The sequence below is a fragment of the Prescottella subtropica genome, assembly GCF_005434945.1.
Classification (GTDB): Bacteria; Actinomycetota; Actinomycetes; order Mycobacteriales; family Mycobacteriaceae; genus Prescottella; species Prescottella subtropica.
The window spans coordinates 130,050-150,128 of sequence record NZ_SKCH01000009.1; the positions used below are offsets into that span (position 1 = coordinate 130,050).

The following is a 20,079-nucleotide window of genomic DNA, read 5'->3' on the forward strand; positions in this document are numbered from 1 at the left end:
ACCTCGGTTATCTCCGATGGACGTTCATCGCTGATGCTTCACGGTGTGCTCATGAGCGCTTGTGCCTGTTCTCTGAGGTACTGCTCGTCGTTCCCGATGTCTCGACCGTTTCGATGAACCGGTCGAGTTCCGTGGAATCCAGACTTCCGGACACCCGCAGGGCTCTACCGAATGCTCGGCGCCGGCCCGCCTCGTACAGACACTTCCGATCGTGGTGCAACCAGGCACCGCGACCGGGGAGGCGTCGCGCGGGATCGGGCACGAGAACGAATCCGTCGGATCCGATCTGCTGTGCCACCACCCTGAGGAGGTCGGCAGCCAGCCCTCGCTGCCTGCACCCGACGCATGTCCGGACCGGTTCACCAACCCGGGCACGCGCCGCTACCGACAGTTCACGCTGAACCATCGAACACTCTACCGCTGTATTGCTGCGATCTCCGCATTCTGTTCCTAACCACCTGTCGTTTTGCGACCGACCTGTTACTCCGGGTCGACGGCGGCGTCGCTGCGGATATCGATCCGCCATCCGGTCAACCGTGCAGCCAGACGCGCATTTTGGCCCTCCTTGCCGATCGCCAGCGACAGCTGGAAATCGGGCACGACGACCCGTGCTGCACGCGCTTCCGGGTCGACGACAGTGACCGACACCACTTTCGACGGCGACAGTGCGTTGCCGACGAACCGGGCCGGATCGTCGTCGAAGTCGATGATGTCGATCTTCTCGCCGGCCAGTTCGCTCATGACGTTGCGGACACGCTGACCCATCGGGCCGATGCACGCGCCCTTCGCGTTGAGGCCCTGCACCCGCGATTCGACGGCGATCTTCGAGCGGTGGCCGGCCTCACGGGCGACCGCGACGATGTCGACGGAGCCGTCGGCGATCTCCGGCACCTCGAGGGCGAACAGTTTGCGCACCAGGTTCGGATGGGTCCGCGACAGGGTGATCTGCGGGCCCCGCTGGCCGCGGGAGACGCCGACGACATAGCACTTGATCCGGTCACCGTGCTCGTAGGTCTCTCCCGGCACCTGCTCGGCCGGCGGGATCAGCCCCTCGGCACCGTTGGCCTCGCTGCCGATCCGCACGACCACCATGCCGCGCGCGTTCGCACGGTTGTCGCGCTGGATGACGCCGCCGACGATCTCACCCTCGTGCGTGGCGAATTCACCGAAGCTGCGCTCGTTCTCGGCATCCCGCAGGCGCTGCAGGATGACCTGGCGGGCCGTGGTGGCGGCGATGCGCCCGAAACCCTCGGGGGTGTCGTCCCACTCCTCACCGACCCGGTTCCCGTCGGCGTCGACGTCCTGCGCCATCACCCGCACGACACCGGTCTTGGTGTCGACGTCGATGCGGGCGTGGGACTGATGACCGTCGGTGTGCCGGTACGCGGTGATCAGGGCCGTTTCGATGGCCGCGATGATCGTGCCGGCGGAGATACCCTTGTCCACCTCGATCGCGCGCAGCGCTGCGATGTCGATATTCACTTGTCGGACCCCTCTACTTCTTCGTTCACTTCGTTCGACGCTTCCGCGTCGGCAGGTTCGACCCGACCCTCCGGGATACCCCCGGCGAGTTCGAGCTCCCTCGCGTCGGGACGCGAGAACTCCACCTGCACAACAGCTTTCTTGACATCCGTCAGATCCACCCGGCGGACGACGAGCTCCCGACCGTCCTTGACGACCAGGTCGACGACACCGGTGTCGAGCCGGCCGACACGCGCGACGAGCGACTCGCCCTCGAGATCGACGAGCACCTTGCGGCCCTGCGCGCGACGCCAGTGCCGGTCCTCGACCAGCGGCCGGTCGATGCCCGGCGAGGTCACCTCGAGCGTGTACGGCGTCTCACCGAAGTCGTTCACCGCGTCGAAGATCTCCGCGACGAGGTGACTGAGCCGGGCGACCTCGTCGAGTTCGAGTCCGGCGTCGCTGTCGACCATGACCCGCACACTGCTGTGCTTGCCTGCAGCCGTGACGACCACATCCTCGAGGTCGTAGCCCTCACGCTCGACAGGGTCGGTGAGAAGCTCGATCACTCGCTCCCTCGACGGCACCGGCATCTGGGACGCTCCTCGCGTGAAGTTGTGGTCACGACCGACGTGTGGCCGACGTCGCGATCGGTCGACGTCGTCGACGCAGCACTCGACGCACCACGGGGTGGACTGTGGAGTTATCAGGGTATCGCGGTTTCGAGGCGACGGTGACCATCCGACCCGTGACGGCCCCCACCCGACCGCGCCCCACGGGCGGCACTCCGCGGTGACCTGCTCGATGCGAGAGCACGATCACGGTCCTGGCACCATGATCGGGTGCGCACGCTCCCCCGCTCCCCCGTCCTGTCCCGCCGCGCGGCACTGCGCGCCGCGGGTGGCGCCGTCCTCGGTGCGTCGGCTCTCGTCGGCGCCACCGGATGTTCGGATTCCACCTCCCCGGACACGCCCGCGGAAGTGGATGCGCTGACCGCGCAGGCCGAACGGGCCCGCCGGGACGCGACCAACGCCTCCGCCGCGATCGCGAACGCCCCGGACCGGGCCGCGGCACTCGGGGTGATCGCCGCGGAACGGACCGCGCACGCGGATGCCCTCGACATCGAGATCGCCCGTGCCGGCGGGGCACCGTCCTCGGCCACCGCCACGACGACCGCGACAGTGCCCGCACCGCCGACCGTCGAGCAGATGCGGGCCGATCTGGCGGAGTCCCAGAAGGAGGCTGCCGGGCTGGCCCGCACCCAGTCCGGGTATCGCGCCGGCCTGCTCGGCTCGATCAGCGCGGCGTGCGCCGCGCAGCAGGTGGTGTTGCTGCCGTGAGCAGTCGAAGTCTCGGCCCCGAACAGCAGGCGCTCGTCGATGCCCTGAACGCCGAGTACGCCGCGGTGTTCGCGTACGGCGTCGTCGCCGCGTTCTCGAATCCGGCGCGCGCCGGCCAGGTCACCACCGACACCGCCGCCCACCGTGCCCGACGGGACGCCACGATCGACGCCCTGACCGCGGCGGACGCCGATGTGCCGCAACCCGAACCCGGCTACACGCTGCCGTTCCCGGTCACCGACCCGACCTCCGCGGCCCGACTGGCCGCACAGGTGGAGACGGACACCGCGGTCGCATGGCGGTCCGTGATCGAACGCAGCGCGACAGAACCGACCCGCGAGACAGGTGTCGTCGCCTTGACGGAAGCGGCCGTGCGCGCAGCGAACTGGCGGGCCGTACTCGGCGACCAGCCCCCCACGACAGCGTTCCCCGGGCAGCCGTAGGCGCTGCGCACCTGTGCGCCTTTCTGGTAGTGGTTACTACCGAAAAGGCGCACAGCACCACGAGGAGGATTTTTCGTGACGGAACGGACCATCGAGCAGCGCATCGCCGATCTCGAGCGCATCGAGGCGATCAAGAATCTGAAGCACCGGTATCTGCGGGCGTGTGATGCGAAGGATCCGGAGACGTTCCGGGCGTGTTTCGTCGACCGGGGTGCCCGGATCGACTACGGCCCGCTCGGGCAGTTCGACGACGCCGACCCGATTGCGGAGATCTTCCGCAGCATCGCCCTGCAGAAGGTCGACGGCCGGCACGTCATCCTCGACATGCATCACGCGTTCCATCCGGAGATCACGCTGCACGGCGACGAATCCGCGTCGGGCAAGTGGACGCTCGCGTTCCGTCAGGTCAATCTGATCGACAACACCGAGACGGTCCGGTCCATCGAGTACGTCGACGAGTACGTCGTCGAGAACGGCGCGTGGAAGATGTCGGCGTGCGCGTCGAACGTGCTGTGGTCGATGACCCGGCCGCTCGGCGAAGGCACCGTCGTCACCGAGGGCTGAGCCCTCACATCGTCACCGAGGGTTGAGAGGCTCGAACGGGCGGTTGTCCGACGAACGGCCGAGAGCGCCGTCGGACAACCGCCCGTTCGGCGTTCACCGCAGGAAGTCTGCGGCCCGTTCGGCGAGGTCGAGGACGGGTTGCGGGGCGATACCGAGGGCGACGGTGACGACGGCGCTGACTCCGACGACGGTGACGGTGGGGGCGCTCGTGACGACGACCGGCGCCGTGGCCGGTGGTGCGTCGAAGAACATGAGCACGATGACGCGGATGTAGAAGATCGCGGCGATCGCGCTGGCGATCACGCCGACGATGACGAGTGGCACCGCGCCCCCGGACGCGGCGGCCTGGAACACCGCGAACTTCCCGACGAAGCCACTGGTGAGCGGGATCCCGGCGAACGAGAGCAGCAGCAGACCGAACACGGTGGCGACGAACGGGGATGTCCGGCCCAGGCCCGCCCAGCGGTCGAGGTCACCGACCTCGGTGCCGTCGGCGTCGCGGACGAGTCCCAGGACCGCGAATGCGCCGACGCTGCTGATGCCGTAGGCGAGCAGGTAGAACAGGGTGGCCGCGACACCGGCGTCGGTGCCGGCGATCAGTCCGGTGAGGATGAAGCCGACGTGGGCGACGGACGAGTAGGCGAGCATGCGTTTGACGTCGGACTGGGTGATCGCCAGGACCGACGCGAGCACCATCGTGAGGATTGCGACGGCCCACAGCATCGGACGCCAGTCGGTGTGCAGGCCGGGTACGGCGACGGCGAAGATTCGCAGCGCCGCACCGAATGCGGCGATCTTGGTGGCCGACGCCATGAACGCGGTGATCGGGGTGGGGGCGCCCTGGTAGACGTCGGGGATCCACGAGTGGAACGGCATCGCCCCGATCTTGAACAGCAGCCCCACCGACAGCAGGGCCAGCCCGAGTTGCGCGAGCAGGATCTCCCCGGTGCCGTCGTCGATCGCGTCGCCGATCCCGGGGATCGAGACGGTGCCCGCATACCCGTACAGCATGGCGATACCGAACAGGAAGAACGCCGACGAGAACGCGCCCAGCAGAAAGTATTTCAGCGCCGCCTCCTGGGAGAGCAGTCGGCGTCGGCGGGCCAGCCCGCACAGCAGGTACAGCGGCAGCGACAGCACCTCGAGCGCCACGAACATGGTCAGCAGGTCGTTCGCGGCCGGGAACAGCAGCATGCCGCCGACCGCGAACAGTGCCAGTGGATACACCTCGGTCTGGGTGACCCCGGCCTTCGTGGTCTCCTTCTCGGCGACCCCGCCGGGCACCGTCGACGCGCGGGCCGCGAACGCATCCACCGGGACGGTGCCGGTACCGGTGTCCACCCGGTCGAGGCCGCGGTCCGCGAACAGGGCCACCGAGAGGATCGACACCAGCAGGATCGTGGCCTGCAGGAACAGGGTGGGTCCGTCGATCGCGACGGAGCCGACGGCGACGACCTGCCGGACGCCCCACAGTGCGCCGACGGCGACGAGGGCTGCGGCGAGTCCGCCGTACGCGAGGACCACCTGGATCCGGTACCGGGCCCGCGCCGGGGCGAACGCCTCGACCAGGACACCGGCGACGGCGACCGCGAGCACGATGAGCATCGGTGCGAGCCGGCTGTACTCGATGCTGGGGGTCATCGGGCGCCTCCGTCCGGTTCGGCGATCGTCGGCACCGGATCCTGCTGGTCGATCGTGGTGAGGGTGCCGGCGACGGCGGGGGTGATGACGTCGAGGATCGGTTTGGGGTAGACGCCGATCCCGATCAGCAGCACGAGCAGCGGTGCCACGACGAGCAGTTCCCGCCGGTGCAGGTCGCGGACCCCTTCGGTGCCGGCGGTGACCGGGCCGCCCATCATGCGCTGGTAGAGCCACAGGATGTACAGGGCGGCGAGCACGATCGCGACGGTCGCGATCACCGCGGCCACCGGGTAGCGGGTGAATGTGCCGACCAGGACGAGGAATTCGCTGACGAACGGGGCGAGTCCCGGCAGCGACAGGGTCGCCATGCCCGCGACGAGGAACGTGCCGGCCAGCAGCGGCGCCGCCTTCTGCACACCCCCGTAGTCGGCGATGACGCGGGTGCCGCGCTGTGTGACGAGGAACCCGGCGACGAGCATGAGTGCGGCCGTGGAGATTCCGTGGGCGACCATGTAGAGCACGCCGCCGCTCTGCCCCTGGCTGGTCATCGCGAACACCCCGAGCACGATGAACCCGAAGTGCGAGATCGACGTGTACGCGATGAGCCGCATGACGTCGGTCTGGCCGATCGCGAGCAGCGCCCCGTACACGACGCTGATCACCGCGAGCGTGACCACGAACGGCGCGAACGTCCGTGCGGCGTCGGGGAACAGTGTCAGCGCGAACCGCAGCATCGCGAACGTGCCGACCTTGTCGACGACCGCCATCATCAGCACCGCACCGACCGGGGTGGTCCGGGCTGCGGCGTCGGGCAGCCAGCTGTGCAGCGGCCACAGTGGCGCCTTGACCGCGAACGCGAACATGAACCCGAGGAACAGTGCGTTCGCGACAGGCGCGGACATCGTCAGGTCCCCGGACGCCACCGCCCCCACGATCGCCCGTAGATCGAACGTCCCGGACGTGAACGGGCTGTCGGCGCTCGCCGTCACGACGTACACGCCGATCACCGCGGCCAGCATGATCAGTCCGCCGAACAGGTTGTACAACAGGAACCGCACCGCGGCCCGGGCTCGTTGCGGGCCTGGTTCCCCGAACCCCCCGAGGAGGAAGTACATCGGGATCAGCATGGCCTCGAAGACGATGTAGAACAGCAGGATGTCGAGGGACAGGAACGACATCAGCACCATCGACTCGACGACGAGGATCAGCGCGACGTACATGTGGCCGGCGCGGGGACGCGGGTCGTCGGTGGCGACGTCCCGCCAGCCCGCGACCAGCAGCAGCGGCACCAGGACGGTGGTGAGCAGCACCAGGGCGAGGCCGATCCCGTCGAGCCCGAGGTCGTACCGCGTGCCGAATGCCGGTATCCACGAGCGGGATTCGACGAACTGGTACTGGTCCCCGCCGGGGTCGAAGCCGATCGCCAGGCCCACGGACACCGCGAACGTACCGGTCGCGGCGACGAGGGCGACGATCCGGGCGGCCTGCCGCTCGTGGGCGGGGAGCAGCATCACGAGGACCGCACCGCCCGCCGGGAGCAGCCACAGCGTCGTCAACCAGGGAAAGCCGGTCATCACACCCTCCCCACCAGGACCGCAGCGACCACGCAGGTCGCGCCGGCGAACATGTACAGCGCGTACGAGCGCACGAATCCGGTCTGCAACCGTCGGAAGATCGTCGACGCCGCCCCGAGCACGGCCGGGACGGCCCGCACCACGCCGTCGATGCCGCGGTCGTCGACCACCGTCAGGCCCGCGACCAACTGCTGCCCGGGTCGCATGAACACGGCCTCGTCGGCGGCGTCGCCGTACAGGTCGCGGCGGGCGGCGACGGTCAGCGCGGACACGTCCTGCGGGGCCTCGCGCGGGACCGGCCGGGTGCCGTAGGCGCGCCACGCGACCGCGATGCCGACGATCACCACCACGAGCGTCGCGGCACTGACCGCCCACGCCGGGACCGGTAGTTCGTGATGTGCCGTGCCGGAACCGAATTCGGTCCACACCGGGGCCAGCCAGTGTTCGAGTGCACTACCGAGCGCGAGCAGTCCACCGGCGGCGACGGAGCCGACGGCGAGCAGGATCATCGGTACCGTCATCACCGCCGGCGCCTCGTGCGGGTCGGCGGCGGGATCGAAGCGGGGCTGCCCCAGGAACGTCAGCACCATCACCCGGGTCATGTAGAACGCGGTGATCCCGGCGCCGAGCAACGCGACCGCCCCCAGGAGCGTGCCCCCGACGCCGCCGGACCCGAACGCGGCCTCGATCACCTTGTCCTTGGCGAAGAACCCGGAGAACGGCGGCACCCCGATGATCGCGAGATACCCGAACCCGAACGTGGCGAACGTGATCGGCATGAGGGCGCGCAGGCCGCCGTAGCGGCGCATGTCGGTTTCGTCGCCGGTCGCGTGCATCACCGACCCCGCGCCGAGGAACAGTCCGGCCTTGAAGAAGCCGTGCGCGAGCAGCAGCATGATCGCGAACGGGTAGGCGGCCGGTCCGAGTCCGGCGGCGAGCACCATGTAGCCGATCTGGCTCATCGTGGACGCCGCGAGCGCCTTCTTGATGTCGTCCTTGGCGCAGCCGATGATCGCGCCGAACAGCAGGGTGACCGCGCCGACCGCGGTGACCGCGGCCTGCGCACCGGGCGCCGCCTCGAAGATCGGTCCGGAGCGGACGATCAGGTACACCCCGGCGGTGACCATCGTCGCGGCGTGGATGAGCGCGGACACCGGGGTGGGGCCCTCCATCGCGTCGCCGAGCCACGACTGCAGCGGCACCTGCGCCGACTTGGCGCACGCCGCGAGCAGCAGCGCCAGGCCCATCCAGGTCAGGGTGCTCTGCGACGCGTCGGGCACGGCGGTGAACACGTCGGTGAACGACACCGACCCGACCGTCGCGAACATGATCATGATGGCGACGATCAGGCCCATGTCGCCGACCCGATTGACGACGAACGCCTTCTTCGCGGCCGTCGCCGCGACCGGCTTGTGCTGCCAGAACCCGATCAGCAGGTACGACGCGAGCCCGACCCCCTCCCAGCCGACGTACAGGACCAGGAAGTTGTCGGCGAGGACGAGCAGCAGCATCGCGGCGAGGAACAGGTTCAGGTAGGCGAAGAATCGCCTTCTCCCTGGATCACGCTGCATGTAGCCGACCGAATAGACGTGGATGAGCGAGCCGACACCGGTGATGAGCAGCGCGAAGCACAGGGACAGCGGGTCGAGGCGCAGGGCGGCGTCGACCTGCAGGCCGGCGACCGGCAGGTACGAGAACAGTGTCTGCGTCGCGACCCGGTCTGCGGCGTCGGCGCCGAGCAGGTCGAGCAGCAGGCCTGCCGCGACCGCGAACGACGCGAGCGCGGCGACACAGCCGAGCAGGTGTCCCCACCGGTCGCTGCGCCGTCCGGCGAGGAGCAGGATCACCGCACCGGCGAGCGGCAGCGCCGGCAGCAGCCAGATCGTCTCGCGCATGCCCGTCCCCCGTTCCTGTCAGTACTCGAGCAGATTCGCGTCGTCGACCGAGGCCGAGTGGCGGGTACGGAAGATGGTCATGATGATCGCGAGTCCGACGACGACCTCGGCGGCGGCGACCACCATCGTGAAGAACGCGAACACCTGTCCGTCGAGGTTGCCGTGCATGCGGGCGAACGTGACGAACGCCAGATTGGCCGCGTTGAGCATCAGCTCGATGCACATGAACACGACGATCGCGTTGCGCCGCAACAGCACTCCGGCGGCGCCGATCGTGAACAGCAGCACCGACAGGTACAGGTAGTTCGCCGGGTTCATCGCCGCTCCTTCCCATGCTCGGGCGAGCCGGGCGGCGGCACGTCCCGCGGCTCGAGGATCGCGGAGACCGAGTCGCGGGCGAGGGTGCCGTCGGGTAGGCGGGCGGGCATGTCGACGGCGTTGCTGCGCGCGTACACGCCGGGGCTCGGGAGTGGGGTGACCCGGACGGCCGGGTCGCCGTCGCCGGACGCCCAGTCCCGGAACCGTTGCTGCGAGAGTTCCCGCTGCGTGCGGCGCGGCTCGAACCGTTCCCGGTGGGCGAGGATCATCGCGCCGATCGTGGCGGTGACGAGCAGGGCCCCGGTCAGTTCGAACACCCACACGTAGCGGACGAACACGAGCTCGGCGAGCCCCTCGACGTTGCCGCCCTCGTCGGCGGCGTCGAGTCCGACGAAGCCGACGGTGCCGTCGCGGATCACGCCGAGGGTGGCGTTGCCGAGGGCGCCGATCAGCAGCAGCCCGAATCCGACGCCGGTGACGGCGGCGGCGATGCGTTGTCCGCGCAGGGTTTCCACCAGTGAATCCGACGAGTCGACGCCGACGAGCATGAGCACGAACAGGAACAGCATCATCACCGCGCCGGTGTAGACGACCACCTGCACCACCCCGAGGAACATCGCCCCCTGCGCGATGTACAGCACGGCGAGCACGATCATCGTGGTGGCCAGGAAGATCGCCGAGTAGACGGCCTTCGGTGAGCACACCACCCCGAGGGCACCGAGGACCGCGATCGTCCCGAGGATCCAGAACTGCACGGCCTCACCGGTGGACGTGCGGGTGAAGGTGTCGGCGGCGAGCAGCGCCGCGTGCTGGGCGAGCATCTACGTCACCGTGCCTCGGTAGTAGTCCTTCTCGGTGGCACCGTCCGCCATCGGGTGCGGCGGCGGCGTCATGCCCGGCTCGAGCGGGGCGAGGAGTCGGTCCTTCTCGTAGATGAGGTCGGTGCGGTTGTCGTCGGCCATCTCGTAGTCGTTGGTCATGGTGAGCGCGCGGGTGGGGCACGCCTCGATGCACAGTCCGCAGCCGATGCACCGCAGGTAGTTGATCTGGTAGATCCGCCCGTACCGTTCGCCCGGCGAAAAGCGCTGCGACTCGGTGTTGTCGGCGCCCTCGACGTAGATCGCGTCCGCCGGGCACGCCCACGCGCACAGTTCGCAGCCGATGCACTTCTCGAGCCCGTCCGGGTGCCGGTTGAGCTGGTGCCGGCCGTGGTAGCGGGGTGCGGTCGGCGTCTTCTGCTCGGGATAGAACTCGGTGACGGGCTTCTTGAACATGCTCCGGAACGTCACACCGAAACCGGCGACCGAGTCGAGGAAGTCAGGCATCGGATTCCTCCTTCTGTCGAGTGGGGCGTGGGGCTCGTACCAGCACCGCCAGGACGGCGACCATGCCGGCGACGTGCAGGACCGCCGCGACCGCCGGGTGATCGTCGTCGTGCAGGACGCGGGCGGCGGCCACCACCATCACCCACACGACGGCCGCCGGGATGAGCACCTTCCAGCCCAGGTTCATGAACTGGTCGTAGCGCAGCCGCGGCAGGGTGGCGCGCAGCCAGATGAACACGAACAGCAGCGCCCACACCTTCGCGACGAACCACAGCAGCGGCCACCATCCGCTGTTCGCACCCGCCCACAGGCTCAGCGGCCACGGCGCGTGCCAGCCGCCGAGGAACATGGTCGCGGCGAGCGCGGAGACGGTCACCATGTTCACGTATTCGGCGAGCATGAACATCGCGAACCGCAGCGACGAGTACTCGGTGTGGAAGCCGCCGACGAGTTCCCCCTCGGCCTCCGGCAGGTCGAACGGGGCACGGTTGGTCTCGCCGACCATCGCCGTCAGATAGATCAGGAACGACGGCAGCAGCAGGAACACGTACCACGTACCGTCCTGGGCGGCAACGATTCCCGACGTGGACATGGTGCCGGCGTCGAGGAACACGGCGGCGAACGTGAGTCCCATCGCCACCTCGTACGAGATCACCTGCGCGGTCGACCGGATCCCGCCGAGCAGCGGATACGTCGAACCGGACGACCAGCCGGCGAGGACGATGCCGTACACGCCCACCGACGACATCGCGAGGATGTAGAGCACCGCGACCGGCAGATCCGTCAGCTGCAGCGGCGTCACGGCGCCGAACACCGACACCTGCGGGCCGAACGGGATCACCGCGAACGCCATGAACGCCGGGACGGTCGCGATGATCGGGGCCAGCAGGTAGATCGGTTTCTCCACCCCGGACGGGACGATGCCCTCCTTGAGGGCGAGTTTGATGCCGTCGGCGAGGGTCTGCAGCAGTCCGCGCGGGCCGACCCGGTTCGGGCCGACCCGCATCTGCATGAACGCCAGGACCTTGCGTTCGGCGTAGATCGCGAGCAGCACCGTCAGGACCAGGAACACGAAGATCGCGATCGCCTTGGCGATCACCAGCCACCACGGGTCGTGCCCGAACATCGACAGGTCGGCGGCGGCCTGCACGGCGGTGAGGTCCGCGGTCATCGCGGCACCTCCGGGTCGGGGGCGACGGCAGGGTCGGCGCGGCGCACCCGCACGACGTCACCCGGGCGGGCGGCGAGCGTCCGGTGCACGGCCGACCCCGGCGAGTTCTGCGGCAGCCACACCACCCGGAACGGCAGTTCGGTGATCTGCAGCGGCAGCGTGATCGCACCCCGGCCGGTGTCGACGGTCACCGGATCACCGTCGCGGGCACCGAGTTCGGCGGCCCGGTCGGCGGACAACCGCACCACCGGCGGGCGGGCGGTGCCGGACAAGTGCGGTTCGCCGTCCTGCAGGCGTCCGGCGTCGAGCAGCATCCGCCACGACGCGAGGACCGCCTCCCCCCGCCCGGGTTCGGGCGCCGGACGTGCCGGGACGTCCGGGTCCGGCGGCCGGCCCCCCGCCCACGTGCCGAGGTGGGCGATCTCGGCGCGGACGGCGGCGACGTCCGGCAGACCGAGCGCAGTCCCCATCTCCGCCGCGAGCGCGACCAGTACCCGCTGGTCGGGCAACGCGCCGGTGTCCCGCAGCGCGGTGTCGAAGGGACGCACCCGCCCCTCCCAGTCCAGGAACGCGCCCGGCTTCTCGGCGACCGTCGCGACCGGCAACACCACGTCGGCCCGGTCGGTGACCGCGCTGCGCCGCTGTTCGAGACTCACCACGAACCGGGCCGCGTCGAGGGCCGCACGGGCGGCGGCCGGATCGGGCAGATCGTCGACGTCGACGCCCCCGACGAGCAGTCCACCGAGGTCGCCGGACCGGACGGCGGTGAGGATCGCGTCGGTGTCCCGGCCGACGGACGCCGGAAGCACGGTGCCCCACACGGTTTCGACCTCGCGGCGGGCCGCCGGGTCGACGACGGGACGACCCCCGGGCAGCAGCGTCGGCAGTGCCCCCACCTCGAGGGCGCCGCGGTCCCCGGCCCGCCGCGGAATCCACGCGATCCGGGCACCCGTCGCGTCCGCGAGCCGCGCGACCGCGGACAGGGTGCCGGGGCTACCGGCCGCCCGCTCACCGACCACGATCACCGAGCCGGCGCCGCGCAGGAAGTCGGACGAGGCGAGATCGTCGAGGATCGCCGGCTCGTCACCCGGCACGGCCCGCAGCAGCCGTCCGTCGACCTTGCCGAGTCCGCGGGTCGCGTACGGGGCGATGGACAGCACGACGGTGCCGCGGGCGCGGACAGCCTTGCGGAGCCGCAGCAGCACCATCGGCGACTCGTCCTCCGGTTCGAACGCCACCAGCAGCACCGCGGGCGCGTGCTCGAGGTCGTCGTAGGTGACGGTGTCCGGGGCGGCACCGAGGACACGTCCGGCCACCCGCGACGCGAGGAACGCCGTCTCCTCCGCCGACTGCAGCCGGGACCGGAAGTCGATGTCGTGGGTGCCGAGCACGACCCGCGTGAACTTGGCGTACGCGTACGCGTCCTCGACGGTGAGCCGGCCGCCGGGGAGCACCCCGCAGTCGCCGGCGGACGCGAGCCCGCGGGCCGCGACCGCGAGGGCGTGCGGCCACGACGCCGGCACCAGGTCGCCGGTGTCGCCGCGCACCAGCGGGGTGATGATCCGGTCCGGTGCGGTCGCGTAGGCGAACGCCCACCGACCCTTGTCGCAGTTCCATTCCTCGTTGACCTGCGGATCGTCGCCGGCGAGGCGGCGCAGCACGGTGCCACGGCGGTGGTCGGTGCGTTGCGCGCAGCCACCGGCGCAGTGCTCGCACACGCTCGGGGACGACACCAGGTCGAACGGGCGGGCCCGGAACCGGTAGGCGGCGGACGTCAGCGCCCCGACCGGGCACACCTGCACGGTGTTGCCGGAGAAGTAGGAGTCGAACGGCTCCCCCGCCCCGATGCCCACCTGCTGGTCGGCGCCGCGTTCGAGGAAGTCGATCAGGTCGTCGCCCGCGATCTGCTGGGTGAACCGGGTGCAGCGGGCGCACAGGATGCACCGTTCCCGGTCGAGCAGGATCTCGGTGGACAGCGGAATCGGTTTGGGGAAGGTGCGTTTGACGTCCTCGAACCGGGTCTCGCCGCGGCCGCTCGACATCGCCTGGTTCTGCAGCGGGCACTCGCCGCCCTTGTCGCACATCGGGCAGTCGAGCGGGTGGTTGATCAGCAGCAGTTCCATGTTGCCGCGCTGCGCCCGCTCGGCGACCGCGGAGGTGACCTGGGTGCGGACCACCATGCCGTCGGTGGCGACGGTGGTGCACGACGCCAACGGCTTGCGCTGCCCCTCGACGTCGACGAGGCACTGCCGACAGGCGCCGACCGGGTCGAGCAGCGGGTGGTCGCAGAACCGCGGGATCTGGATGCCGATGCCCTCCGCGGCCCGGATCACCAAGGTGCCCTTGGGAACCGTCACCTCGATGCCGTCGATCGTCAGCGTCACCCGATCCGACGGGACCGGCTGCCCGGACGCGTCGACACCCGCATGCACGGTCACGGCCGGCCCCCTTCCGATACATCGCGCCTCGACGCGTCCGGGTCGAACGGGCAGCCGCCGCCCTCGACGTGCGCGACGTATTCGTCGCGGAAGTACTTCAGCGACGACGTGATCGGACTCGTCGCACCGTCACCGAGGGCGCAGAACGCGCGCCCGAGGATCGAATCGGAGATGTCGAGGAGCTTGTCGAGGTCGGCCGGTGTGCCGCCGCCGCGCTCGAGCCGGTCGTAGATCTGCCGCAGCCAGTAGGTGCCCTCCCGGCACGGCGTGCACTTGCCGCACGACTCGTGCGCGTAGAACCGCGTCCACCGCGACACCACCCGCACGACGCACGTGGTGTCGTCGAAGATCTGCAGGGCCTTGGTGCCCAGCATGGAACCCGCGCCGGCGACCCCCTCGTAGTCGAGGGGCACGTCGAGATGGTCGGGGGTGAGGATCGGGGTCGACGACCCACCCGGCGTCCAGAACTTGAGGGTGCGCCCGGGACGCACCCCGCCGGCCACGTCGAGTAACTGCCGCAACGTGATTCCCATCGGCGCCTCGTACTGGCCGGGCCGGCGCACGTGCCCGGACAGCGAGTACAGCGTGAACCCGGGCGACGCCTCGCTGCCCATGCTGCGGAACCATTCGGCGCCGCGGGCGATGATCGACGGCACACTCGCGATGGACTCGACGTTGTTGACCACCGTCGGGCACGCGTACAGGCCCTCGACGGCCGGGAACGGCGGCCGCAGCCGGGGTTGGCCGCGGCGACCCTCGAGCGAGTCCAGTAGCGCCGTCTCCTCCCCGCAGATGTAGGCGCCGGCCCCGGCGTGCACGACAACGTCGAGGTCGAACCCGGAGCCGAGGATGTCCGCGCCGAGGTAGCCGGCGTCGTACGCCTCGGCGACCGCGGCCCGCAACCGGCGCAGCACCGGCACCACCTCGCCGCGCACGTAGACGTACGCCCGTGACGCCCGGATCGCGTACGCCGCGATGATCACGCCCTCGATCAGGGTGTGCGGGGTCGCGTACATCAGCGGAATGTCCTTGCACGTCCCCGGTTCCGACTCGTCGGCGTTGACAACCAGGTAGTGCGGTTTCGCGGCCGTGTCGGTGGCCGGATCCTGCGGAATGTACGACCACTTCATGCCGGTCGGGAACCCGGCACCGCCGCGGCCTCGCAGCCCGGCCTCCTTCACGGTCGCGATCACCTCGTCCGGGTTCGTCCGCAGCGCCGTCCGCAGCCCCGCGTAGCCGTCGTGCCGGTGGTAGCTCTCGAGCGTCCACGGCTCCGGTTCGTCCCAGTGCCGGCTCAGCACCGGGGCCAGGGTGGGCGAGCCGGTCCGCAGCCCGGCGAGGGTCGGATCGCCCGCCCCGCCACCCGCGGCGACCACGTCCGGGCGGGGGTCGTCGAATCCGGCGAGCAGGCGTGCGGTGTCCCGGAACGTCCGCAGCGGCGCGCCGCGACTCGGGCACACCGGCCGGCCCGCGCGCAGCGCGTCGACCACCTCGATCGCCGACTCGGGTGTCCGGTCGTCGAAGAACTCCCAGTCCACCGTCATCACCGGCGCGAAATCGCAGGCCGCGTTGCATTCGATGTGCTCGAGGGTGACGGTGCCGTCGGCGGTGGTGCCGCCGTCGTCGACACCCAGGTGCGCGCACAGCGCCGCATGGATCGCGTCACCGCCCAGCACCGCGCACAGGCTGTTGGTGCACACCCCCACGTGATGCGTGCCGGTCGGCTCGCGCCGGTACATCGTGTAGAACGTGGCGACCGCGGTCACGTCCGCGACCGTCAACCCGAGTCGGGTGGCGCAGAACTCGATTCCGGCGGGCGAGACGTACCCGTCCTCGGCCTGCACGAGATGCAGCAGCGGCAGCAGCGCCGACCGCTCCGCCCCCGGCCGGTCGATGCGGTAGCGGGACACGACCTCGTCGGCGTCGGCCTCCAGCCGGGCCGCGACGTCCGGCGGGTACGTCGGTCGGGTGCGGGGTCCGGGGCCGAGGTCGACGAACACCGGTCCGGCGGCGACGGATTCGCTCATCGGTCCACTCCCCCCATCACCGGGTCGATACTCGCGACGGACGCGATCACGTCCGCGACCATCCCGCCCTCGCACATCGCGGCGACGGCCTGCAGGTTCGTGAACGACGGATCCCGGTAGTGCACCCGGTACGGGCGGGTGCCGCCGTCGCTGACCACGTGCACCCCCAGTTCGCCGCGCGGCGACTCCACCGGCACGTACACCTGCCCGGGCGGCACCCGGAACCCCTCGGTGACGATCTTGAAATGGTGGATCAGGGCCTCCATCGACGTGCCCATGATGTGCCGGATGTGGTCGAGGGAGTTCCCGAGCCCGTCCGGGCCGAGCGCCAACTGCGCCGGCCACGCGATCTTCTCGTCCGCCACCATCACCGGGCCCGGCCGCAACCGGTCGAGGCACTGCCGGGCGATCTTCAGGGACTCCGCCATCTCCCGTATCCGGACGAGATAGCGTGCGTAGCAGTCGGATCCGGTGGCGGTCACCACGTCGAACTCGTAGTCCTCGTACCCGCAGTACGGGTCCGTGCGGCGCACGTCCAGCGGGGTCCCGGTGGCGCGCATGATCGGACCGGTCACCCCGAGCGCCGTGCAGCCGGTCACGTCGAGATAGCCGACGCCCCGGGTGCGGGCCTTCCAGATCGGGTTCTCGGTGAGCAGGTCCTCGATGTCCCGGATCCGGCCCGGCAGCAGATCCAGCAGCGCCCGCACCTGGTCGACCGCCCCGTCCGGCAGATCCGCGGCGATCCCACCGGGCCGGACGAACGCGTGGTTCATCCGCAGCCCGGTGATCGTCTCGAACACGTCGAGGATCGGTTCCCGGTCCCGGAACCCGAACAGCATCGGGGTGATCGCACCGAGCTCCATGCCGCCCGTGGCGAGTGCCACCAGATGCGACGCGATCCGGTTGAGTTCCATCAGCAGCACCCGCACCACCGTGGCCCGCTCGGGCACCCGGTCGGTGATGTCGAGGAGCCTCTCGACGCCCAGGCAGTAGGCGACCTCGTTGAAGAACGGCGACAGGTAGTCCATGCGGGTGACGAACGTGACGCCCTGCGTCCAGTTGCGGTATTCGAGGTTCTTCTCGATCCCGGTGTGCAGGTAGCCGATTCCGCAGCGCGCCTCGGTCACCGTCTCGCCCTCGATCTCGAGGATCAACCGCAGCACCCCGTGCGTCGACGGATGCTGCGGGCCCATGTTGACGACGATGCGTTCGGCACCGGCCTCCTGCGCCGCGGCCGCCGCGTCGACGAGGTCGTCCCAGTCCTGCCCGGTGACGGTGTATTCGGTCGCTGGTGTCTCGGTCACCGGTAGGCCCTCCTCTCGTCCGGCGGCGGCACCGTCGCCCCCTTGTACTCGACGGGAATGCCGCCGAGCGGGTAGTCCTTGCGCTGCGGGTGCCCCACCCAGTCGTCGGGCATCTCGATCCGGGTGAGCGACGGATGCCCGTCGAACACGAGCCCGAAGAAGTCGTACGTCTCCCGCTCGTGCCAGTCGGTGGTCGGATACACCCGGAACAGCGACGGCACGTGCGGGTCGGCGTCGGGGGCGGCGACCTCGAGCCGCAACCGGCGCCCGTACACCGTCGACAGCAGCGGGTACACCGCGTGCAACTCCCGCCCGTGATCGTGCGGATAGTGCACACCGCTCACCCCGAGGCACAGATCGAACCGCAGATGCCCGTCGCTGCGCAGGGCCCGCGCCACGACCGGCAGGTGCTCGCGTCGCACATGCAGCGTCAGTTCCCCACGGAACACGACGACCGCCTCGACGGCGTCGTCGAACACCCCCCCGAGGGCAGCCGCGAGCGCGTCGACGGCCTCGTCGAACCAGCCGCCGTACGGCCGCGGCGTCACCCCGGGCAGCGTCACCGGACGCACCAGCCGCCCGTACCCGGACGTGTCACCGGTGCCGGTGACCCCGAACATGCCCTGCCGCAGCCCGATCATCTCGCCGCCACCCGCGACCGGAACCGGCGGCACGGTGCCCTCCGGCCCCGCCGTCGCCTCCGGATCGGTGCCCGCGTTCGGGTGCTCGCCGGTCATCGTCGCACCGTCCCGGCGGGCATCCCCAGATCCACGGCCGACGACGTGGGTCGGGCGGCGAGTGCCGCCACCTCGGCGGCCCGGACGGCCTCCTCCCGGTTGGCACCGAGCGGCATGTCCGCGATCTTCTCGTGCAGCTCCAGGATCGCGTACAGCAGCATCTCCGGTCGCGGCGGACAGCCCGGCAGATAGATGTCGACAGGCACGATGTGGTCGACGCCCTGCACCACCGCGTAGTTGCCGAACATGCCGCCCGACGACGCGCACACCCCCATCGCCAGCACCCATTTCGGTTCGGCCATCTGGTCGTACACCTGCCGCAGGACGGGTGCCATCTTCTGGCTGACCCGGCCGGCGACGATCATCAGATCCGCCTGCCGCGGTGACGCCCGGAACGCCTCCATCCCGAACCGGGCCAGGTCGAACCGCCCGGACGTGGTCGCCATCATCTCGATCGCGCAGCACGCGAGTCCGAACGTCGCCGGCCACAACGACCCCTTGCGGGCATACCCGGCGACCGTCTCGACGGTACTCAGCAGGAAACCACCCGGAACCTTCTCCTCGAGACCCACGTCGACCTCACCTCCTGCTCGCGCGACAACCGCCCTAGTCCCAGCTCAATCCCCCACGCCGCCACTCGTAGACGTAGGCGACCGCCACGTTGAACACGAACACCGCCATCACCGCCAGACCGAACACTCCGAGCGCGTCGAAGTGCACCGCCCACGGGTAGAGGAAGACGATCTCGATGTCGAAGATGATGAACAGCATCGCCGTCAGGTAGTACTTGATCGGGATGCGCCGGCCACCGGCCCGACCGGTCGGCGACGACGGCACCGGATCGATACCGCACTCGTACGCCTCGAGTTTCGCGCGCCCCGGACGCTGCGGCCCGACCACCGACGCGACGACCACCGAGAACACCGCGAACGCCACGGCGATACCGCCGAGCACGAGAATCGGCACGTACGCGTTCACGGCGTCCTCCGTCCCACTCGTCACGAGTCACGGTGACCACGTGCGGCGGGAACCGCAGGCGACGCACAAACACGCAATCAGGAGAACCGTCCCGCCGAATGTGATCTAGAACTCACCGTACGGGAGAGGTGCCCCGTGTGGGTTCGGTTCCACGCGCGAATCTTTCGCGCGTCGGACGGTCAGGTACGGAGCAGCAGTCCGGTGACCGCGTCTGCCAGGTGAAACGGGGAGATCGGGTGCTGCACGACGGCGTCGGCCCGGCACCAGTCCGCGAGCCACCGGTCGTCGGCGCGGCCCGTCAACACCAGAATCGGCGGGCACACGACGAGTTCGTCGCGCAACTGCTTGGCGATGCCCATGCCGCCGGCCGGTGCCGCCTCCCCGTCGAGGATCGCCAGCCCGATCCCACCGGCATCCATGGTGCGGATCACCACCGGCTCGGTCGCGACCTCGACGAACTCGAGCACCGGCACGTCCGGGTGGGGGCGCGGCCCGAGCGCCCCCACCACCGCCGCCCGGGTCGCGGCGTCGCTGCTGTAGACCAGCACCCGCACCGGGCCGGCACTACCGGGCTGTTCGGAACGCACGGTCGGATCGCTCACGCCCCCGATGCTACGACCGCAGCCCCGCCCGTCCCGCGTTTCGCGCACTTGTCGCGCGTTCCCAGCGGGGAAGTCAAGCGGTCAGGGCAACATCGGCCTGGATGAGGGCGTTGAGACGGTCGGCGGGGGTGTCGTAGTCGAGGGTGGGACGAGGCCGGGTGTTGAGGAGGTGTTGGACCCTCTTCAACTCGGCCGCGTCGTGCCCGGACAGATCGGTGCCCTTGGTGAACCAGTGCCGCAGGAGCCGATTGGTGTTCTCGT

The 20,079-nt window shown here is 70.0% G+C and carries 19 protein-coding genes and 2 pseudogenes; 3 read left to right on the forward strand and 18 right to left on the reverse strand.

The features are described from left to right. Positions 1–49: 49 nt before the first annotated feature. The 3 genes from E0497_RS11125 to rimP are packed head-to-tail and all read right to left on the reverse strand — an operon-like array spanning position 50 to position 2,054. Complete coding sequence (locus E0497_RS11125) at positions 50–526, reverse strand: YlxR family protein (protein ID WP_421958334.1); 477 nt, start codon at positions 524–526, stop codon at positions 50–52. After that, entirely contained in the window at positions 481–1,482 is a 1,002-nt protein-coding gene (gene nusA / locus E0497_RS11130) for a transcription termination factor NusA (protein WP_137724858.1), read from the reverse strand. The genes E0497_RS11125 and nusA overlap by 46 nt, the downstream gene beginning before the upstream one ends. Continuing rightward, positions 1,479–2,054 (reverse strand): ribosome maturation factor RimP, encoded by a 576-nt coding sequence (gene rimP, locus E0497_RS11135; protein ID WP_137724859.1) that lies wholly within the window; start codon positions 2,052–2,054, stop codon positions 1,479–1,481. Before rimP ends, nusA begins: the two co-directional genes overlap by 4 nt. Before the next feature lie 249 nt (positions 2,055–2,303). On the opposite strand from rimP, the gene E0497_RS11140 reads away from it, so the two are divergent. The 3 genes from E0497_RS11140 to E0497_RS11150 all read left to right on the forward strand — a co-directional run bounded on the left by E0497_RS11140 (position 2,304) and on the right by E0497_RS11150 (position 3,808). Further along, complete coding sequence (locus tag E0497_RS11140) at positions 2,304–2,801, forward strand: hypothetical protein (protein WP_241665836.1); 498 nt, start codon at positions 2,304–2,306, stop codon at positions 2,799–2,801. Further along, positions 2,798–3,244, forward strand: a complete 447-nt coding sequence (locus tag E0497_RS11145; RefSeq protein ID WP_137724860.1) for a ferritin-like domain-containing protein — start codon at positions 2,798–2,800, stop codon at positions 3,242–3,244. The genes E0497_RS11140 and E0497_RS11145 overlap by 4 nt, the downstream gene beginning before the upstream one ends. 75 nt (positions 3,245–3,319) lie before the next feature. Continuing rightward, positions 3,320–3,808, forward strand: coding sequence for a nuclear transport factor 2 family protein (locus E0497_RS11150; RefSeq protein WP_137724861.1), 489 nt, complete (start codon positions 3,320–3,322; stop codon positions 3,806–3,808). A 93-nt stretch (positions 3,809–3,901) separates the two neighbouring features. Here E0497_RS11150 and nuoN read toward each other — a convergent pair whose 3' ends face one another. The 15 genes and pseudogenes from nuoN to E0497_RS11225 all read right to left on the reverse strand — a co-directional run. After that, positions 3,902–5,449, reverse strand: coding sequence for an NADH-quinone oxidoreductase subunit NuoN (nuoN, locus tag E0497_RS11155; RefSeq protein WP_137724862.1), 1,548 nt, complete (start codon positions 5,447–5,449; stop codon positions 3,902–3,904). After that, the gene (locus E0497_RS11160; protein WP_137724863.1) at positions 5,446–7,023 is read right to left on the reverse strand and encodes an NADH-quinone oxidoreductase subunit M; all 1,578 of its coding nucleotides are present in this window, start codon (positions 7,021–7,023) and stop codon (positions 5,446–5,448) included. The genes nuoN and E0497_RS11160 overlap by 4 nt, the downstream gene beginning before the upstream one ends. Next, positions 7,023–8,918 (reverse strand): NADH-quinone oxidoreductase subunit L, encoded by a 1,896-nt coding sequence (gene nuoL / locus E0497_RS11165; RefSeq protein WP_137724864.1) that lies wholly within the window; start codon positions 8,916–8,918, stop codon positions 7,023–7,025. The genes E0497_RS11160 and nuoL overlap by 1 nt, the downstream gene beginning before the upstream one ends. 18 nt (positions 8,919–8,936) lie before the next feature. Then, positions 8,937–9,236 carry an NADH-quinone oxidoreductase subunit NuoK gene (gene nuoK / locus E0497_RS11170; protein ID WP_137724865.1) on the reverse strand — a complete coding sequence of 100 codons (300 nt, stop codon included), beginning with the start codon at positions 9,234–9,236 and terminating at the stop codon, positions 8,937–8,939. Then, positions 9,233–10,057, reverse strand: a complete 825-nt coding sequence (locus tag E0497_RS11175) for an NADH-quinone oxidoreductase subunit J (RefSeq protein ID WP_137724866.1) — start codon at positions 10,055–10,057, stop codon at positions 9,233–9,235. Before E0497_RS11175 ends, nuoK begins: the two co-directional genes overlap by 4 nt. Further along, a complete protein-coding gene (gene nuoI, locus E0497_RS11180) occupies positions 10,058–10,561 on the reverse strand; it encodes an NADH-quinone oxidoreductase subunit NuoI (RefSeq protein ID WP_137724867.1) in 504 nt (167 codons plus the stop codon). A gap of 7 nt (positions 10,562–10,568) precedes the next feature. After that, a pseudogene (nuoH, locus tag E0497_RS11185) lies at positions 10,569–11,732 on the reverse strand (NADH-quinone oxidoreductase subunit NuoH); the annotation flags it as partial. Then, the gene (locus tag E0497_RS11190; RefSeq protein WP_137724869.1) at positions 11,729–14,170 is read right to left on the reverse strand and encodes an NADH-quinone oxidoreductase subunit G; all 2,442 of its coding nucleotides are present in this window, start codon (positions 14,168–14,170) and stop codon (positions 11,729–11,731) included. The pseudogene nuoH and the gene E0497_RS11190, both read right to left, overlap by 4 nt. Beyond that, positions 14,167–16,197, reverse strand: coding sequence for an NADH-quinone oxidoreductase subunit NuoF (gene nuoF, locus E0497_RS11195; RefSeq protein WP_137724870.1), 2,031 nt, complete (start codon positions 16,195–16,197; stop codon positions 14,167–14,169). Before nuoF ends, E0497_RS11190 begins: the two co-directional genes overlap by 4 nt. Beyond that, positions 16,194–17,501, reverse strand: a complete 1,308-nt coding sequence (locus E0497_RS11200) for an NADH-quinone oxidoreductase subunit D (RefSeq protein WP_137724871.1) — start codon at positions 17,499–17,501, stop codon at positions 16,194–16,196. Before E0497_RS11200 ends, nuoF begins: the two co-directional genes overlap by 4 nt. Then, a complete protein-coding gene (locus E0497_RS11205) occupies positions 17,498–18,238 on the reverse strand; it encodes an NADH-quinone oxidoreductase subunit C (protein ID WP_137724872.1) in 741 nt (246 codons plus the stop codon). Before E0497_RS11205 ends, E0497_RS11200 begins: the two co-directional genes overlap by 4 nt. After that, positions 18,235–18,810, reverse strand: a complete 576-nt coding sequence (locus E0497_RS11210; protein ID WP_137724873.1) for a NuoB/complex I 20 kDa subunit family protein — start codon at positions 18,808–18,810, stop codon at positions 18,235–18,237. The genes E0497_RS11205 and E0497_RS11210 overlap by 4 nt, the downstream gene beginning before the upstream one ends. Positions 18,811–18,844: 34 nt before the next feature. After that, on the reverse strand, positions 18,845–19,216 hold the full coding sequence (locus E0497_RS11215) for an NADH-quinone oxidoreductase subunit A (protein WP_137724889.1): 372 nt from the start codon (positions 19,214–19,216) through the stop codon (positions 18,845–18,847). A gap of 179 nt (positions 19,217–19,395) precedes the next feature. Next, positions 19,396–19,818 carry a hypothetical protein gene (locus E0497_RS11220; RefSeq protein ID WP_137724874.1) on the reverse strand — a complete coding sequence of 141 codons (423 nt, stop codon included), beginning with the start codon at positions 19,816–19,818 and terminating at the stop codon, positions 19,396–19,398. Between the two features lie 73 nt (positions 19,819–19,891). Further along, a pseudogene (locus E0497_RS11225) lies at positions 19,892–20,079 on the reverse strand (IS30 family transposase); the annotation flags it as partial.